General features: G+C 40.1%; 10 protein-coding genes and 1 tRNA gene. 3 read left to right on the forward strand and 8 right to left on the reverse strand.

The window, feature by feature from the left end; genetic code table 11:
* Positions 1–255: 255 nt before the first annotated feature.
* The 3 genes from MWU56_RS13350 to MWU56_RS13360 all read right to left on the reverse strand — a co-directional run bounded on the left by MWU56_RS13350 (position 256) and on the right by MWU56_RS13360 (position 3,112).
* A complete protein-coding gene (locus MWU56_RS13350) occupies positions 256–735 on the reverse strand; it encodes a helix-turn-helix domain-containing protein (protein WP_247045087.1) in 480 nt (159 codons plus the stop codon).
* Positions 736–810: 75 nt separating this feature from the next.
* On the reverse strand, positions 811–2,331 hold the full coding sequence (locus MWU56_RS13355; protein WP_247045089.1) for a helix-turn-helix domain-containing protein: 1,521 nt from the start codon (positions 2,329–2,331) through the stop codon (positions 811–813).
* A gap of 708 nt (positions 2,332–3,039) precedes the next feature.
* A tRNA-Met gene (locus MWU56_RS13360) sits at positions 3,040–3,112 on the reverse strand.
* A gap of 113 nt (positions 3,113–3,225) precedes the next feature.
* Here MWU56_RS13360 and MWU56_RS13365 point away from each other — a divergent pair.
* Together MWU56_RS13365 and era are read left to right on the forward strand one after the other, a co-directional pair.
* Entirely contained in the window at positions 3,226–4,590 is a 1,365-nt protein-coding gene (locus tag MWU56_RS13365) for an alanine/glycine:cation symporter family protein (protein WP_247045091.1), read from the forward strand.
* Positions 4,580–5,461, forward strand: a complete 882-nt coding sequence (gene era, locus MWU56_RS13370; protein WP_247045249.1) for a GTPase Era — start codon at positions 4,580–4,582, stop codon at positions 5,459–5,461. The genes MWU56_RS13365 and era overlap by 11 nt, the downstream gene beginning before the upstream one ends.
* On the opposite strand, the gene MWU56_RS13375 is transcribed toward era, so the two are convergent.
* On the reverse strand, positions 5,458–5,973 hold the full coding sequence (locus MWU56_RS13375; protein WP_247045093.1) for a GTP-binding protein: 516 nt from the start codon (positions 5,971–5,973) through the stop codon (positions 5,458–5,460). The genes era and MWU56_RS13375 overlap by 4 nt on opposite strands.
* A 76-nt stretch (positions 5,974–6,049) precedes the next feature.
* On the opposite strand from MWU56_RS13375, the gene der reads away from it, so the two are divergent.
* Complete coding sequence (der, locus tag MWU56_RS13380; RefSeq protein WP_247045095.1) at positions 6,050–7,351, forward strand: ribosome biogenesis GTPase Der; 1,302 nt, start codon at positions 6,050–6,052, stop codon at positions 7,349–7,351.
* Here der and pbpC read toward each other — a convergent pair whose 3' ends face one another.
* The 4 genes from pbpC to MWU56_RS13400 all read right to left on the reverse strand — a co-directional run bounded on the left by pbpC (position 7,352) and on the right by MWU56_RS13400 (position 16,723).
* A complete protein-coding gene (gene pbpC, locus MWU56_RS13385; protein WP_247045097.1) occupies positions 7,352–9,724 on the reverse strand; it encodes a penicillin-binding protein 1C in 2,373 nt (790 codons plus the stop codon).
* 6 nt (positions 9,725–9,730) lie between these two features.
* Positions 9,731–15,292 (reverse strand): alpha-2-macroglobulin family protein, encoded by a 5,562-nt coding sequence (locus MWU56_RS13390; protein ID WP_247045099.1) that lies wholly within the window; start codon positions 15,290–15,292, stop codon positions 9,731–9,733.
* Between the two features lie 227 nt (positions 15,293–15,519).
* Entirely contained in the window at positions 15,520–16,305 is a 786-nt protein-coding gene (locus tag MWU56_RS13395) for a TPM domain-containing protein (RefSeq protein WP_247045101.1), read from the reverse strand.
* Positions 16,286–16,723 carry a TPM domain-containing protein gene (locus MWU56_RS13400; protein WP_247045103.1) on the reverse strand — a complete coding sequence of 146 codons (438 nt, stop codon included), beginning with the start codon at positions 16,721–16,723 and terminating at the stop codon, positions 16,286–16,288. The genes MWU56_RS13395 and MWU56_RS13400 overlap by 20 nt, the downstream gene beginning before the upstream one ends.

Genomic DNA, 16,723 nt, shown 5'->3' on the forward strand with positions numbered 1-16,723 from the left:
GGAAGTAAACAAAACTCAATGGATTTTGTTTTTTTGAAGTAAGGCCTCTCACCGCCCTACCTTTACAATTGCATAACAAATCAACCTAAAACTGTTATGGATTGGGTACTTTTTAAACGGCTAGAACCCTAAAAACAAGAAAGCCCATGGGGAAGTACTCTTTTTAACAGATTAAGATTAATTTAATAACAGGCCAAAAAAACCTCTTGAGCAACAAGAGGTTTTAGGGAATTGTTCTAACAGGTATAAGTGTAGTTATGCCATTTGAATTTCATTTTGGGGAACTTTCAAGGTGGCTGCCGTTCTGTAACCGTTGGGACTAAACCCGGTAAGTTTTTTAAAGGCACAGTAAAAGCTGTTCTTACTGTTAAAGCCTACTTCGTACATAATGGCCTTTACACTCAATGAAGGATCGGAAACCAATAAATATTTTGCCTCTTCAATTCTATAATCGTTTAAACAAGAATAAAAGTTTTTTGCGAAATACGTATTGATTACTTGGGACACTTTGTACCTGTTCTCTTGGATATGTTCCGATAGATCATCAAGACTAATTGTGTTGTTCCTATAAATCCTGTCTTCCTCAAAAGCTATTTGGATTTTCACCCGAATGGCATTGGCTTCCGATTCTGTTAGCCCGGACTTTCTGTACTTTTCATGACTGTTTAATGGGAAAGTTGTCCGTTTCTCTTGCCCACTGTACATAAAGATGATGTGCTTTAGTAGCCGTTTCATATTGATTGATGATTTTTGATTGATGACTACTAGTTAGCTATTAAACCACTGATTTTCGGTGTTCCCGATAAGAATTTACCCTTGTTTTATATGATAAAGGTATTCGCTGGGTGTAAGCTGGGTATCTTTTTTGAAAGCTTTGTTGAAAGAAACTTTGTTATTGTAGCCCACTTCGTAAGCGATATCTATAATATTTAGTTCACTTTTTTTCTCAAGCAATTCTTTTGCTTCCTGAATACGGTAAGAATTCACAAATTCACGAAAGCTCATATTGAAATGCTCATTGATGAGCTGCGATGCATTATGTCGGGTAGTGTCGAGTTTTTTGGCTACCATGTCAAGATTTATTTCGCAGTTTCGATATAATTTCTCATTCTGAAAAAGATCTTTAAGATTTTCCTTTAGTTCTTCGGATAAACTATCTGTCAAACCGGATTTTACATATTTTGGAAATAACCGATTGGTATAGGAGTACAGTCCGCTAAAGACATCTGGTTGTACATTGGCAGCATATCCGATATAGAGCACCATGGTGCTCATCAAAATTATTGGGGAATGGTATAGGGTGCCGCTGTTTACCCCAGCAATAATATATACGCCATAAACTATATAGACCAAAACATAACCTACATGAATCAAGTAAATGTTTTTTTGCCAAGTTCTAGTTTTTTTACTCAAACCTGTTTTGTTTTTAGTGATAAGCAAATGGACAAAAAAGGCATATACACCCAAAGAAATGGCTTTAAGAGCTACCAATAAAACTAGTTTGGTGGAGTCGCCAGGATTTAAACCCTCTTCCAATCGTTGTAACATTTGAATGATTTTTTGAGAACCGGAGAAACCATAAACGGTAAAAATGAGATAGGTAGTTAGCGCTACGGTGGGTAAAAAATGCAATAAATCCTTTTTGCCCAAGTCGCTAGATTTGGAAACTCTTTTAAAATAAAGAAAAAGTAGAGGTCCATATAATAAAGAAGACCAAGTGGACATTAGATAAGTGTGTGGAAACTCAAACACATAATTTGTTTGGTTTACACAGATGTTCAAAATAAACAAGGAGTGTATGAAAACGAAAGTAGCAATAAGGACTCTAGCTTGGTTATCTATTTTTTTATTGATCAACAATCCAAAAGTGATATAAAGACCTATCAGTGAGACAAAAAAATAAAATATTGACCAAATTGTGAATTTCGGCAGTACAGTTCCTGAAAGTGTAGCAAAATCCGATTCATGTCTAATATTGTCAAAATCTTCATGCAATAGAAAAGTGGGATGGAAGTCTATTTTTAAATAATCGTAGATGTATGAAATGGACTCTGTTGGTTTATCCAATGCCGCTTGACTTAGTGCCAACTTTTTTAAAATATGTGTTTTTTGCTGTATATCCTTAACCTCAAGGTTCTTTTGATACAAGGGTACAGCTTCCTCAAAACGATGGATATTAAAATAATAATCTGCCCATTCCAAAGAATCTTTAAAAATTTCGGCAGGTGTTATAGGTAATTCATCATAACTGCTATTCACAGTTATGCCATAGGCAAACATAATGTTTAGCCATAAAGGAAGTAAGACAATATAATGGGTAGATTGTCTCATTATTGATTGATGATGAATTAGTTAATAACAATTTAAGAAAATAAGCCCTTATTATTGTTAAGAAACTATTAAAGTAGGTAAGCCCCGATAAAAGTTTACTACACCATAGGTGTTGGTTTCAGGTATGGTGGGATGTTTTTTTTAAATTTTAATATCGTTAATAAAGTTTGTCCAGTATTTTCCGTGTTCTTGCTAAGGGTGCAGTATCACGAATAATCAACCATATGGATATATTTATTCTAATATTTTGAAGTCCAATCATAATCACTGACTCTCTTGGGGCTGCGGCTCTACCTTTGATCTTGATAGCAACTTCTCCTCACCCTACAATCTGCTCAGCATGGCCAATCACTCCTGAAACAGTATAGTTCTCAGAGGTAAAATAAGGTTTCTAAAAAGCTAAAAAATATCTTTCATGGATTTACTTAACTTTTGTGGGGTAGACGGAGAATACATTGTAACCACTCTTTTCCATCATTATCATAGATTTCAAAGGTTTGAACATGCCACTGAGGGTTAACCTCACTAGAAAGTAAAATGTTGCAAATAACAGTAGTCATTTCAACTTAAATTTATTTCAGGGCGACTAAACTTTTTATAAGTTCTATGTGATTGAAAGGCGCAGTTGAAGTGTAAGGTCATTCGAACTGGCGGGAGAAAATAGCAATAATAAAAAAGCCTCTCAGTTTACTGAAAGGCTTTTTCTAGTAGCGGGGACTGGACTCGAACCAGTGACCTTCGGGTTATGAGCCCGACGAGCTACCTACTGCTCTACCCCGCGATGTGGACGGCAAATATACAACCCTTTTTATATCATTTCCAAACATAACTTAATATTCCTTTTCCACTAGCACCAATCCCGCCCAAAATCCATAAATTCGGGCTTTTTACCTTATGGACGCAATCAACGATTTTATTTCTTCACTTTTGCCCTACACGGAACTGCCCATGTTTATCCTGCTAATAGGAGGAGGGCTTTTTTTGGCTTTTTATTCCAAATTTGCTCCATTTCGCTATTTTGGGCATGCCATTGCGATAGTATCCGGTAAGTATGATGATAAAAATGCAAAGGGAGATGTAACCTCGTTTCAAGCACTATCCGCTGCTGTTGCTGCTACCGTTGGTTTGGGAAATATATCAGGAGTGGCCATAGCCATACATGATGGCGGACCAGGTGTTGTTTTTTGGATATGGATGACCGCACTTTTGGGAATGGGAATTAAATTTTATTCCGGTAGTTTGGCCATAATGTTCCGTGGAACAGATTCCGAGGGTCATATGCAAGGAGGTCCCATGTTCTATATAACCCAAGGAATGGGAAAATGGGCAAAACCAATGGCCATCTTTTTTAGTATTTGCGGGTTATTCGGATTTTTGGGCGTATTTACCGCCAATCAATTTACAGAAGCATTTATGGGAGTAGTGGAGCCCCAGGAGACCATATGGGTGACCAGTGAGTATAATTGGAAGCTGGGGATTGGTTTTTTTCTGGCCATTATCACATCTATTGTAATTTTTGGCGGTCTTACTAAAATAGCAAAGGTAGCATCCGCTATAGTGCCCTTTATGGTTGGGGTTTATCTTTTGGCCGTTATTTTTGTGATGGCTAGCCATGCAGGAGAAGTGCTTCCTGCTCTAAAATTGATTATGGTAGAAGCTTGGAATTTCGATAGCATGGTCACCGGTGGATTTTGGGGCTTGGTAATCGTTGGAGTACGTAGAGCCATGTTTTCGAACGAAGCAGGTTTGGGGAGCGCGCCGATGTACCACGGACAATCCAAAAATGATGAACCGGCCAAAGAAGGACTTGTGGCGATGTTGGGTCCGTTTATTGATACGATTTTAGTATGTACCTTTACAGCCGTAGTAATAATTTTGAGCGGCGCTTATTTGGAGGACAGTAGTGGAATCGTGATGACGATGTCTGCTTTTGAAACCACACTCTACGGCATAGGAGATGTATTGCTGATGGTTATTGTATCCGCATTTGCATTGTCAACCTTGTTCACTTATTCGTATTATGGCGTAAAGAGTCTTTCATTTTTGACCAACGCCAAAATTGGAAAATGGTACAATGTGTTTTTTGTGGTAATGATAGTTTTTGCCGCAATAGCATCCTTAAAATTGGTAAAAAACCTGATAGATCTATCCTATGCATTGATGGTGATACCCAATATGATTGCTGTGTTGTATCTTTCACCAAAGGTGAACGCAGCATCCAAACAATATTTTGAAAAAAGAAAGAAAGGTGGAGCATAAATCAGGATTTGTAAATATTATCGGTAATCCCAATGTGGGTAAATCTACATTGATGAACGCTTTTGTGGGCGAAAAACTTTCCATTATTACATCAAAGGCCCAAACTACCCGCCACCGTATATTAGGAATTGTCAATGGAGACGACTTTCAAATGATTCTATCCGATACCCCTGGAATCATAAAACCAGCCTATGAGCTTCAAAGCTCCATGATGGATTTTGTGAAATCTGCTTTTGAAGATGCAGATGTACTCCTTTACATGGTTGAAATAGGGGAAAAAGCGCTAAAGGATGAATCTTTTTTCAAAAAAATACAGCATAGCAAGATTCCGGTATTACTGCTCCTCAACAAAATTGACACTTCCGATCAACAGGTACTTGAAGAGCAAATGCAATATTGGCAAGAACAATTGCCCAGTGCAGAGATTCATCCCATATCCGCATTGGAAAACTTCAATGTAAAAGAAGTGTTCAATCGTATTTTGGAATTGTTGCCTGAAGCACCACCTTTTTATCCAAAAGATCAAATTACGGACAAGCCTGAACGTTTTTTTGTAAACGAGACCATACGCGAAAAAATCTTACTTCATTACAAAAAAGAAATCCCATATTCGGTTGAGGTAGAGACCGAGGAATTTGTGGAAGATGAAAACATTATACGGATTCGTTCTGTAATTATGGTGGAGCGCGACACCCAAAAAGGTATTATTATTGGTCACAAGGGAAGTGCCCTAAAAAGAGTGGGCGTAGAGGCCAGAAAAGACCTGGAAAAATTCTTTGCTAAACAGGTACATATAGAACTCTTTGTAAAAGTCAATAAAAACTGGCGTAGTAATTCCCAACAACTTAGACGCTTTGGCTATAATGGTTAAGCATCACTGTTAATTCTTTCAAATGGCGCAATCGTATCCCTGAAAAATCGTTTTAATTGATCCATTTGATTTTTACCTTTAGCTCTTCCCAAGCGTCCAAAAGCATAAAGCGAAAACCAGATTACCACCAAAAAGCCCATACCCACTAAATATAGGTTTATGTTTTTGCCCAATGAATAATTGGAATAGGCAAAGATTCCCAAAATGATAAAAAGGGTGCCAATTCCAAAATGCAGGAACATAAAAAAAGTCCAAAGCGTTGGATTGGGACCAAATACTCCACGAATGTTGCTCACTTCTTTTTCAAAAGAAGAAAGTTCCAAGTGTAATTGCGGGGTCCAAAAAGTTGTCTCCGATTTTTTGAATTTGACAAAGATGTGTTCGTCAAGTCTTTTTATATCAAAAGACTTCTCTTGAACTTCATCAAAAACAGCTTCTAAAAGCTCCAAATTTGTTTTAAGGGAAACACGAAAACGTGGCCGTAAAACTATCTCATTAGGCAAGTCACTCATAATCATTTGAAAATGATCAAAAAAGGTATCATTTTTTCTTCATAATAAATGGTATTTTTGCCAAAAAATAAACCTAATGGGAGCTATTGTAGCCATTGTGGGAAGACCCAATGTTGGGAAATCCACGTTTTTTAACCGACTCATTCAACGTCGAGAGGCCATTGTGGATGCTGTTAGCGGTGTTACACGTGATCGTCACTATGGCAAAAGTGATTGGAACGGTAAAGAATTTTCGTTGATTGATACTGGCGGTTACGTAGTAGGTAGCGACGATATTTTTGAAAAAGAAATAGATAAACAAGTAGAATTGGCCATTGATGAGGCAGATGCTATCATTTTTATGGTAGATGTTGAATCGGGTGTAACAGGAATGGATGAAGATGTTGCCAAATTGTTGCGCAAGGTAGATAAACCTACTTTTTTAGCTGTCAACAAAGTGGATAATTCTATGCGGATGGCTGATGCCGTTGAATTTTATTCTCTGGGATTAGGCGAATACTATCCGCTATCAAGTATCAATGGTAGTGGTACTGGGGAGTTATTGGATGCCCTTGTAAAAGTACTGCCAGAGGAAAATGAAGAAGAAAGTGAATTGCCCCGTTTTGCGGTGGTAGGAAGGCCAAATGCAGGAAAATCATCATTTATAAATGCATTGATCGGTGAAGACCGCTACATAGTAACCGATATCGCTGGAACTACCCGGGATAGCATCGATACCAAATATAATCGGTTTGGGTTCGAATTCAATTTGGTGGATACCGCAGGTATACGACGTAAGGCCAAAGTAAAGGAAGACTTGGAATTTTACTCAGTAATGCGTTCTGTTAGAGCTATAGAATACTGTGATGTATGTATTGTGATGTTGGATGCGACCAGAGGATTTGATGGACAGGTTCAGAATATATTTTGGCTTGCACAACGAAATAATAAGGGAATTGTCATTTTGGTGAATAAATGGGATTTGTTGGAAAAAGAGACAAATTCTGTAAAAGAATATACAGCCAAAATAAAAGAGGTGATTTCACCTTTTGAAGATGTACCAATTCTTTTTGTATCTGTTTTGAACAAACAAAGGATATACAAGGCGATAGAGACTGCTGTGGAGGTTTATAAAAATCGTTCAAAACGAATTCCTACCCGAAAGTTGAATGATGTTATGTTGCCCATCATTGAAAGAACGCCTCCGCCATCGACTAAAGGAAAATACGTAAAAATCAAGTTTTGCACTCAATTGCCCACGCCATATCCTCAATTTGCTTTTTTCTGCAACTTGCCACAATATGTGAAGGATCCATACAAAAGGTTTTTAGAGAATAAAATCAGGGAGAATTTTGACTTTACCGGAGTTCCGATGACCATTTTTATGCGGAAGAAGTAACTATTCACCAGAGGCAGATCGTACCTCGACAACTTGCTGAATGCGATTGCCATTATTGTCCACCGCGGTAAGCATATAATCACCCGGTGTGATATGTAAAATAAGCTCGTGGAAATTTTGGGTCTTGCCCACAAAAGTCTCATCCAAATACCAATAAACAATGGTATTGGATTGTTGATGCGCCAGTTTTACAATGATCTCTGAAGTTTTTGTTCCCAAATCTTTTGGGAGCAACACTGCTTCGTTTTTTTTGGGGTAGATAAATTCCATCAAATTGTTGTCCAAAATTGTACAGCCATCCAAATAGGGAGGCAATGGCTTGTAATTGGGATTGGAAGAAGCATAATAATATTCCAAAATTGGAGGTAGTGCCAACCAGTTTTTGGCTACCATATCTTCCAATGGATAACACTCCGAGTTCACTCTATATTTTTCTGATTTATCTAAAAACACCTGCTGATGATAAGGGCAGGGGCCACTTCGAGTACCGCGTGTAGGCACCCATTCTTTTTTTGCATCATCGCAATATGGGGAGGCACGATAACCGCTTTTTGAGCAAACTTCTATTTCAACTAAATCATCAAACGGTTCTTGGAACCAGCCACTATTGGGGAGTGCATCCAAAACATCAAAAAGCAAAGGGGCCGCAGCGGATATTCCTGTAAGCCCTGGTCTACCTTCCCCATCAGCGTTGCCCGCCCAAACGCCAATGGCATATTTTGGTGTAACACCTACTGCCCAGGCATCTTTAAAACCAAAACTAGTTCCTGTTTTCCAAGCAATGGGCTGGGAGGAATCAAAAAACTGCCAGTTTTCATCACCTTCTGGTCGGTTTACCTCGTACATGGACTGGAAGGTGCTATAAATTGCTCCTGCACCAAAAACCAACGGGTCAAATTGTTGTTCCCCATAATCTTTGGTTTCATTTTGTAAATAGGTAGCTTTTGTAAACTCAAGGTTTCTATATGTGCTGGAATGCGTTGAAAAATAATTTAAACTGGAAGCCATGGAAGCATAAGTCGAGGTCACTTCCCATAGGGAACTTTCCGCACCACCAAGAATCAAGGACAATCCATAATAAGATGCAGGTCTGTCCAAAGATTCCATGTTCATCTTATGTAGTTTGTTATAGAATTTTTGAAGCCCGTATTCCCGCAACAACCGAACTGCTGGTACATTCAGCGAACGGGAGAGTGCTTTACTGGCAGGCACGGCCCCAACATGTTTTAAATCAAAATTTTGTGGATGATATCCGTTAATCACTGTCGGGACATCTTCCACCAAACTGTTCGGGAGTAGTTGACCTTCATCTAATAAAGAAGCGAAAAGAAAAGGCTTCAAGGTGCTTCCGGTACTTCTTTTTTTGGTGATGATGTCCACATAGTTTCCATGCTTTTCCCCAGATGGTGAGTTTCCCACATACCCGAGTACTTTTCTGGTTTCCACATCAAGGATCAAAATGGCCAAATTATGGATCTCGTTGCTTTGCAATTGCCGATAATGCCTTTCAGCCAAAATATTTAGGCGCTGTTGTAGCGGTCTTTCAATTGAAGTCGTGATGCGTTGGCCGGGATATTCATTTCGGATACGTTCGGTAAGATGCGGAGCTATGTCTGGCAATGGCACTGGTTTTTGTGGGAGTGGTTCGGAAATGGCCAATTCGTAAGTGGTTTGGTCAATGATTTCTTTCTCCCATAGTTTTTTTAGTAATCGATTTCGTTTGTTCAAAAACGATTGTTCATTTCTGCCAGGGAAAATCAGCCCCGGCGCATTAGGTAAAACGGCCAATGCAGCAGATTGTCCCCAACTTAATTCGTGGGCAGGAATCCCAAAGTACCGCCACGCTGCCGTTTCCAATCCCACTACATTGCCACCATAAGGAGTGTGGGAGGCATAGCGTTTTAAAATTTCTTCCTTGGAGTAGCGTAACTCTAATCGAGTGGCCATAAATACCTCGATGATTTTTTCCCAGTAGGTCCTATTTTTGTTTTTTCTACTTAAACGAATGACCTGTTGTGTGATGGTACTGCCACCCCTACGAGTCTCTTTGGTGAGATTGTGTCCAATGGCCTTGATAATGGAAATGGGGTTAAACCCGGGATGCTTATAAAAATATTCATCCTCAAAAAGCAAAATACTCTGTTTGAAACGTTTTGGAATCGAGTCCATTTTTGGAAATCGCCATTGACCATCATCGGCGATACGGGCTCCGATAAGGAAACCATCGGAACTGTCCACAACGGTCGAAGTTGGGTCTATGAAAAGGGTTTTGGGTAGACAAAACAACCATAAAACCAAAATAATGCCCAAAACACTGAGCTTAATTTTATGGTTGACTAGAATTCTTTTTACTGGCGCTAAAAATTCACTCATGCAACATTACTGAACTATTTTCACCCATTTCCCCTTGTTTCGGGCTTGGTAGTTATTATCGTACATCGCTTCCGCTTGGGCACCTGGCAAATAATAGTCACCCAAGAAGGAAGCATTTAATTTAATGATAAAGGTTTTGGATTTTTTGGCATCCAAGTCAAAATATAGGTGGGTTCTATCATCTCTGGTATCCACATAATCCACTGCGGAAGTGTTTGCATTGCCTCCCCCTGCAAATGAGGTATCCACAATCTCCCAACCACTGGGTACAATATGGGTGAGTGCAATGTTGTTGATATAATCATCCGAACTATTGAAAATGCTGAGCTGTGCTTGGAATTCGGTTCCTTGCCTAAGTTCATCCACTTTGATGGAATTACCAAGAGGATCAATATAGTTTACGGTTAACCTTAGGTTCTGCTGTTGCGCCAATTCTTCACCCACAGGTAATTTGCCCGATTGGGTCAGCGTGGCATAAATAGTATTGCCCTCATTGTTTTTCATCTCAATTTCTTCTTTAAAAGAGGTAACGGCAAGTTGTCTTTGTGCAATGGCCCTATCCGTTTTTACAGAAACCTCTTTTCCATTGTTGGTAAACGTGAGGTTGATGGCTTTACCTCCATTTTTCATAACCATTTTGGACATGGCCAAGAGGGCAAATGCCGTTTCTTGGGTGCTGTACCATCGTTGGGATGATAAATTTTTGGCCAAAGAAACGGCCAATTCCCTTTGTTGGGAGTCACCCAAAATCACCATGGTTTCCAAAGCCATTGCCCGGTTTCTGAATACGGAACCATAGGTTCTGTAATTATAATTGTTGGGGGTGAAGTTGATGTTCGCTTTTTGTGCAATGGCTTGTGCTACTTCTTTTTTGCCGACCAAGGCATAAGCGGCTGCCAATCTCCATTTAGCCTCGTTGCTAAGATTTGAGGTTTCCCGTAAACGGTTCATGGCTGCCAGTTCGGGCTGTTGTGCCAGGGCCAAGGTGTATAGTCTGTACGCTTGAGAAACATCATCGTTGTAATAGGTGCTTTGGTTGCTCCATTGTCTTGCTGCATTTTTTTGGTATCTCAACCAATTGCTCAAGAAAGTCAATGGTAATTGGTATCCTTCTTGTTTTGCTTCCAACATAAAATGTCCGGCGTAAGAAGTGCCCCAATCATCGGCACTGCCATACCCGGGCCAATAGCTTAATCCTCCATTGGAAAGTTGAAAATCACTAAGCCTATCAATAGCAGCTTTGATATTTTTCTCAACATCTTTCTTTTTGTCAAAAGTAATGTCCAATACATCGCCCAAGAACAATTGTGGGAACGCAGCCGAAGTTGTTTGTTCTATACATCCATGTGGATACCGCAGCAAATAATCCATCCGTTTGGAGAAATCCATGGGAGGCAGCGTGGAGAATTCGATGAAGGCTTCGTTGGTGCCCGATGTACCAAAAGTTTCCATGGAAATGGTCTGTGTGCCATTGGTTTCCAAGGTATATAATTCACTTTTTGTGGTGACTGGGTTTGGGTTCTCCACATCAATTTCTGTTTCGTTACTAGCACTTTCCCCAGCTCCAGAAGCAGTGACTTTTATGGTCTGGAAGGCTGTTGCTGGGTTCACTTTAAAGTCAAAATTCACGATTTGCTCGCCAACGGCATTAAAGGTGATGTTTTTTGAAGTACCGTTGATAGGTTCCAATGCCTTTCCTGCATCAATACTCACCTTTACGTTTTTCACTTTGGGTTCCATCGCAAAAACCGTTACTGGAATGGTTACTTTTTCACCAGGCGATAATTTTCTTGGAATAGAGGTCAAAACCATCAATGGTTTGCGAACTGGAGTTGTTTTTTCTACATTACCGTAGGCACTGTTTTGGTTTCCAGCAACTACCATGGTCCGTACCGATCCCACATAATTTGGCATATTGATGGTGTGGGCAGCCTTTTCTCCTGCCTTCAAGTTGAATGGCCCTAGATAGGTGACGACAGGTTTGAAACGTTGTGCTTTTCGGTTTTTAGCCCCTGAACCAATTCCACCACCACCAATGGCGTATATATTGTCCACACTTACAGAGTAAGCTCCCATCACATCATCAAAAATATCGAAGGTTTTTACACCCAAGGCTTGCCTTGAATAGAAGGAGCTATGGATATCTGGCGTACTAAAGCGGGTAAGGTCCAACAGCCCTTCGTCCACCAAGGCCAGAGAATAGGTCATCGGTTTTTTACTTGCTTCGGAAACGGTAACCTTAAAGCTTTTTTCTGGCTCCAAAACATCCGGCATTTTGATTGCCGGTTCCAAGAATGTAGCGGGATTTTCCACTAAAAGGGGAACTACACCGTACAATCGTATGGGTAGGTCGTTTTTAGCTTGACTATGGGGCTGTAACAATGAAATATTGACATAGGCATTTGGTGCCATTTCAGCCGTAATCGGGATGGTGGCCCTCGTCTCTTTTTCCGAGGTTTCTATCCATTGTTGAGACAGTACTTCGGTTCCGTTCTCTATACTTACCAAAGCGCGTCCACCCCTGTCCGAAGGGAAAGTTACAACGGCTTCCTCACCCAAGGTGTATTTTTCTTTATTGGTGGAGAAAATCAGAATTTTGGAGCTTTCTGCATCTGCTGAAGCGGGTCTTCTCCACCAATTTTGATAAAAATAAGCAGTGCGACCCGTTGCATGGCCAGAAACTTCGTCTATAACGCGAATCAGGTAACGGCCACCTTCCTCGTCGGGAACATTGATATTGAAATTGGCTTTTCCATTACTTCCTGTGGTAATGTTCATTTCCTTAAAAGGACGGTGAACGGTTGCGTTTTCGTATCTAGATAGATTATCGTAACCGCGGTTCCACCACCAGCGCCATTCAATTTTGAACACTTGTACTTTTAACTTTCGGTTGCCCGATGGGTTGCCTTGGGCATCGACCGTGACTACATCAAAGGTATTATTGTCATCCGTTAAGAAAGAGCCGTATTGCTTAGCTTCTGGGGAACGAAGTCCAACAAAATTTGAGAACGGGGCTAAATTTTTGGAAAATACATCAATGGAAAAATCACCTCCCCCTTCAAAAACTTTGGTGGTGAAAGTGGCTCTCAACATGCCGGGTGCATTGCCATTGATTTCTATTTTTTTGTTGATGTCCAATTCACCGTTGGCATCCAACTTGGACGAGATCCATTGCAGTTCGGTTTCATTGAATGTGCGTGCGGGGTCTTGGAATGTATAATCTTTATATGTTGGGAATGCCGTTGAAGTTTGGCTCAAAGTGGCATTGATATCGATTTTGAGGTTGCGTGCGGGAGCGCCGTGAAGCCATTTTACCTCGGCTGTTCCTCTATTGAATGTATTTGCTTCCAACACTTCATTTTCAAAAGCAAAATTCACTTTTAATCGATTTGGTTTCACTGTGGCCACTTTTAAGCTTTTTGTGAACTGTGCGCCTCCAACAATCACTTTGGCCGACCAATTTCCAGTAGGGGCGGTTGCTTCTGTTGGAATTGGGAAATAGTAGAAATTATTTTCCTTTTTGGCATAATGACCATCAGAAACAGGAATACTCCCTTCTTTGAGTACATTACGCTGTACTAGTTTGCCACGGGCGTCATTCACCTCCAGAACAACGGGGTGCCCTTTGGGCAAAGGGTTAGCATTATCATCCAAAACAAAGGTCAAATGAATCACATCCCCGGGTCGGTGAACTCCTCTTTCGGTATACAAATAGCCTTGCAATCCTTTTTGGAGTTGCTCTCCCGAAACATCAAATTTACTAAGTGACAGTGCGTTTCCGTCGGTAAGTTTGGCATAGGCAAAATTGTTATTGTTTTCCGCTACGGCAAAGGCAATGCCCATATCGCTGTCATAAACCGAGAAACCTTTGGCATCGGTAGTGGTCTCGCCGATAAGTTGTTGTTGATAATTGTAGAGTTTTATTTTGACGCCAGCTATGGGCTGGGTCGTAAGCAAATTGGTCACGGCAAAATGATGGGAGCGGTTATTACCTTTTTTTACGATGAGTCCCAAATCACTTCCCAATAAATTTGTCGCGGCAATTCTATCGTAGTTGTAATAAGCAGCGTGACATGGATTGTCTCGTTCTTCCCAATTGTAGTCGTAGTTTCGGTAATTGTATATTTCGTTGTCCCAATAGCGTTCTTCTTGGGATGCTTCATCTGAAGTTTGTTCCAATGCATAAGCGGATGCTGATTCTTCAGTTTCCGAACTGTAGCCACAATCGTAGGTAGTGTGCTCTTTTTTAAAGCTGAACTCGACGCGATATAAGGAACCTGGTTGCATCTGAATCAATTCTGATAGATCCAAACCGTGTGCTTGCCAATAACTGGTATTTTCATTGCCATCTTTGGTCAGCGGGATCACCTTGTATGCCACTCTACGACCAACAGGTTTAAAATTTGGATTGTAGTTTTCAGTCAAGTTGTAGTTTTGAAGGTATTGTAGCATGTTGTTTTCATATACCTGTATTACCCTAACTTCGACTGCGGCAAGGTTGACGGTTTCAAAATAAATGGGTGTTGAGGCCGCATTGGGCAATATGGTTCCTTTGGAAATTAATCGAACGGCAGGTTTTAGTTGCTCAAATGAAACCAGTTCGGAAAAATTGTTCTTTAAAGTAAAACCATACTCACTTTTGATACCTTGAAAGGCATTGATACGAACTTCTCCTAAAATTCGGTTGGATGGATAAACACTTAAAACGTTTCCATTGATTTCGTACCGAAGACTTTCCGCATTTTCTATAGTCACCAAACCGTTTAGGTTTTGGTCTTGTTTTAAGGGTTCCGAGAAATTAAGGGTCAGTACGGCATTTGGGGAGGACGTTGTTTTGGCATCAATGATCACAAATTTGTTTTTTCCCGGTATAGGGTAACTTTCGGAGCCTTCGTTGTCTATATTGTACGCATCTCCTGTCCAATTTATTGTGAGTTCGCTATCATCTGTTTTTCGGGAAATGCTATCGATTTTAAAACTAAAGTATTGTGCATTCTCAGATGTATTGTCCCATTTTATAGGAATACTTTTATCTCCTTGTTTTACAGAAACCACCGTGTTGATTTTTGAAGCATCCAAGATATCCGAAGCGTCCAAGGTGCCTGAAAGGTATTGCCAATCTTTGTTATACGATTGTAGATTGCCTAGATTGATTCTAAAATTAGGTGCAATGGTCTTAAAACTGAAAGTATAGGTTTTAAACTCGCTATCAATGGCGTCAAAAAGTTTGTTGAGCTTCAAATTGACGGTATATTCCGTGTTGGGGACTAAATATTCCGAAGGTTGGAAAGTGAGTTCCCTGCCATTTTCAATAATGAGATCGCCATCCACCTTTGGTGAAATCTCCAAATACTCTGATGGTAAATCTTGTGTAAGTTCATATTGCTCCAATTGCTGGGCAAGGGCAATGGTGATGGGTGTGGAAATACTTTGGTTACCGTTTGTGTGATAGCTTATATAATTCTTGAATTTAAAGAGATTATCGGTATCGGAATAACTATCTTTTTCTTTACAGGAAGTTAATAGTACAAGTAGGGATAAGATGATTGTTTTGTATGATTGAGACATGCGGAAGTACGTGTTTTAATTTATCAAAAAGATAAGCTTTAGCAAGATAATTAAAATTGGACAGTGGCAGGGTAAAAGTTGATGGATAGATGGTGTGAGTTGATCAATAAAAGCTAATGATTGTTTTGATTCTTTCTATTAGATTTAATAGAACTTTGATCCTCAAACTTAAAATAGAGTTTTGGTACTATTAACTATGGCAGTTATGTAGTTTGATATGTAGAAAATTACCACCCACCGGATGCACCACCGCCACCAAAACCACCACCGCCGAATCCGCCGCTGAAACCGCCGCCACCAAAGCCTCCTCCGCTGCCAAAGCCGCCGGAAGAACCTGAACTACGGCCCATGTTGCTCAGAATGATCATGTCCCAAATATCAAGTCCGCTACCCCTGCGGCCACCATTACCGCCACCTTTGTTTTTACGGCTCCATAAAATAATGATAATAAGAATAAAGATGATGATTGGTAAAAATGCACTGAGAGGAAATTTTTTATTGTTGCCAAAAGTTCTGTCCTCCGTAAATTCTCCTGTGAGTACTTTAAAGATTGCATCGGACCCCTTGTCCAGCCCACTATAGTAATCTTCTTTTTTAAATTCGGGTATGATGACAGATTCTATTATGCGTTTCGACATCAGGTCGGTTAGACTTCCTTCCACACCGTATCCGGTATTTATGGCAATTCTTCGGTCATCTTTGGCAAGAAGCACAAGTACACCATTATCTTTGTCCGCTTGGCCAATACCCCATTTTTGCCCCCATTGTGCACCTAAGTAATTAATGTTTTCACCTTCGGTAGAACTAATAATGGCAACAACAATTTGTGTGGAGGTGCTGTCGGAATACCGAACTAGTTTTTGTTCCAATGCGCTGCTCTGCGAAGGGGACAACAAGTTTACATAATCGTAAACGCTGGTCTCTTCTTGTGGTTTTTCGGGTATGGCAAATTGCCCCCAAGCTATGGAAACCCATAAAAAAACTAGTAAAAAACTACCCTTTGGATATCGCATCGTTCAATTCATTGGAATCGTTCTGTTTATACGGAAAATGGTCTCGGAGTTCTTTGCCCGCCATAAGGATACCCTCCACAATACCTTGTTTAAAATTTCCTTTTTTAAAATGGGCACCAATAACATCTTTGGTTGTGTTCCAAAAACCTTTAGGAACAACCCTATCAATACCTTCCCCGCCGTAGATTACAAATTTTTTATCGTCCACAGCTACATAGAGAAGTACGCCATTGCCTTCTTTGGTATTGTCCATTTTTAAGAAATGGAAAATTTGCTGTGCCCTACTAAAATGATCTATTTTGGCAGAGGCTTCAATATGCACCCTTATTTCTCCAGAAGTGTTTTTCTCAGCCTCTAAAATGGCGTTGACAATTTCCTTTTCTTCCTTTGCGGTCAAGAATTCTTCTACGTGCGACAT

This window comes from Allomuricauda sp. F6463D, assembly GCF_023015965.1.
Classification (GTDB): Bacteria; Bacteroidota; Bacteroidia; order Flavobacteriales; family Flavobacteriaceae; genus Flagellimonas.

Excerpts from the sequence above, each read along its gene's own strand:
- MWU56_RS13400 (WP_247045103.1), bottom strand. The coding sequence starts at position 16,723 with ATGTCGCACGTAGAAGAATTCTTGACCGCAAAGGAAGAAAAGGAAATT.
- der (WP_247045095.1), top strand. The coding sequence starts at position 6,050 with ATGGGAGCTATTGTAGCCATTGTGGGAAGACCCAATGTTGGGAAATCC.
- MWU56_RS13355 (WP_247045089.1), bottom strand. The coding sequence starts at position 2,331 with ATGAGACAATCTACCCATTATATTGTCTTACTTCCTTTATGGCTAAAC.
- MWU56_RS13350 (WP_247045087.1), bottom strand. The coding sequence starts at position 735 with ATGAAACGGCTACTAAAGCACATCATCTTTATGTACAGTGGGCAAGAG.
- MWU56_RS13395 (WP_247045101.1), bottom strand. The coding sequence starts at position 16,305 with ATGCGATATCCAAAGGGTAGTTTTTTACTAGTTTTTTTATGGGTTTCC.
- MWU56_RS13365 (WP_247045091.1), top strand. The coding sequence starts at position 3,226 with ATGGACGCAATCAACGATTTTATTTCTTCACTTTTGCCCTACACGGAA.
- MWU56_RS13375 (WP_247045093.1), bottom strand. The coding sequence starts at position 5,973 with ATGAGTGACTTGCCTAATGAGATAGTTTTACGGCCACGTTTTCGTGTT.
- pbpC (WP_247045097.1), bottom strand. The coding sequence starts at position 9,724 with ATGAGTGAATTTTTAGCGCCAGTAAAAAGAATTCTAGTCAACCATAAA.
- MWU56_RS13390 (WP_247045099.1), bottom strand. The coding sequence starts at position 15,292 with ATGTCTCAATCATACAAAACAATCATCTTATCCCTACTTGTACTATTA.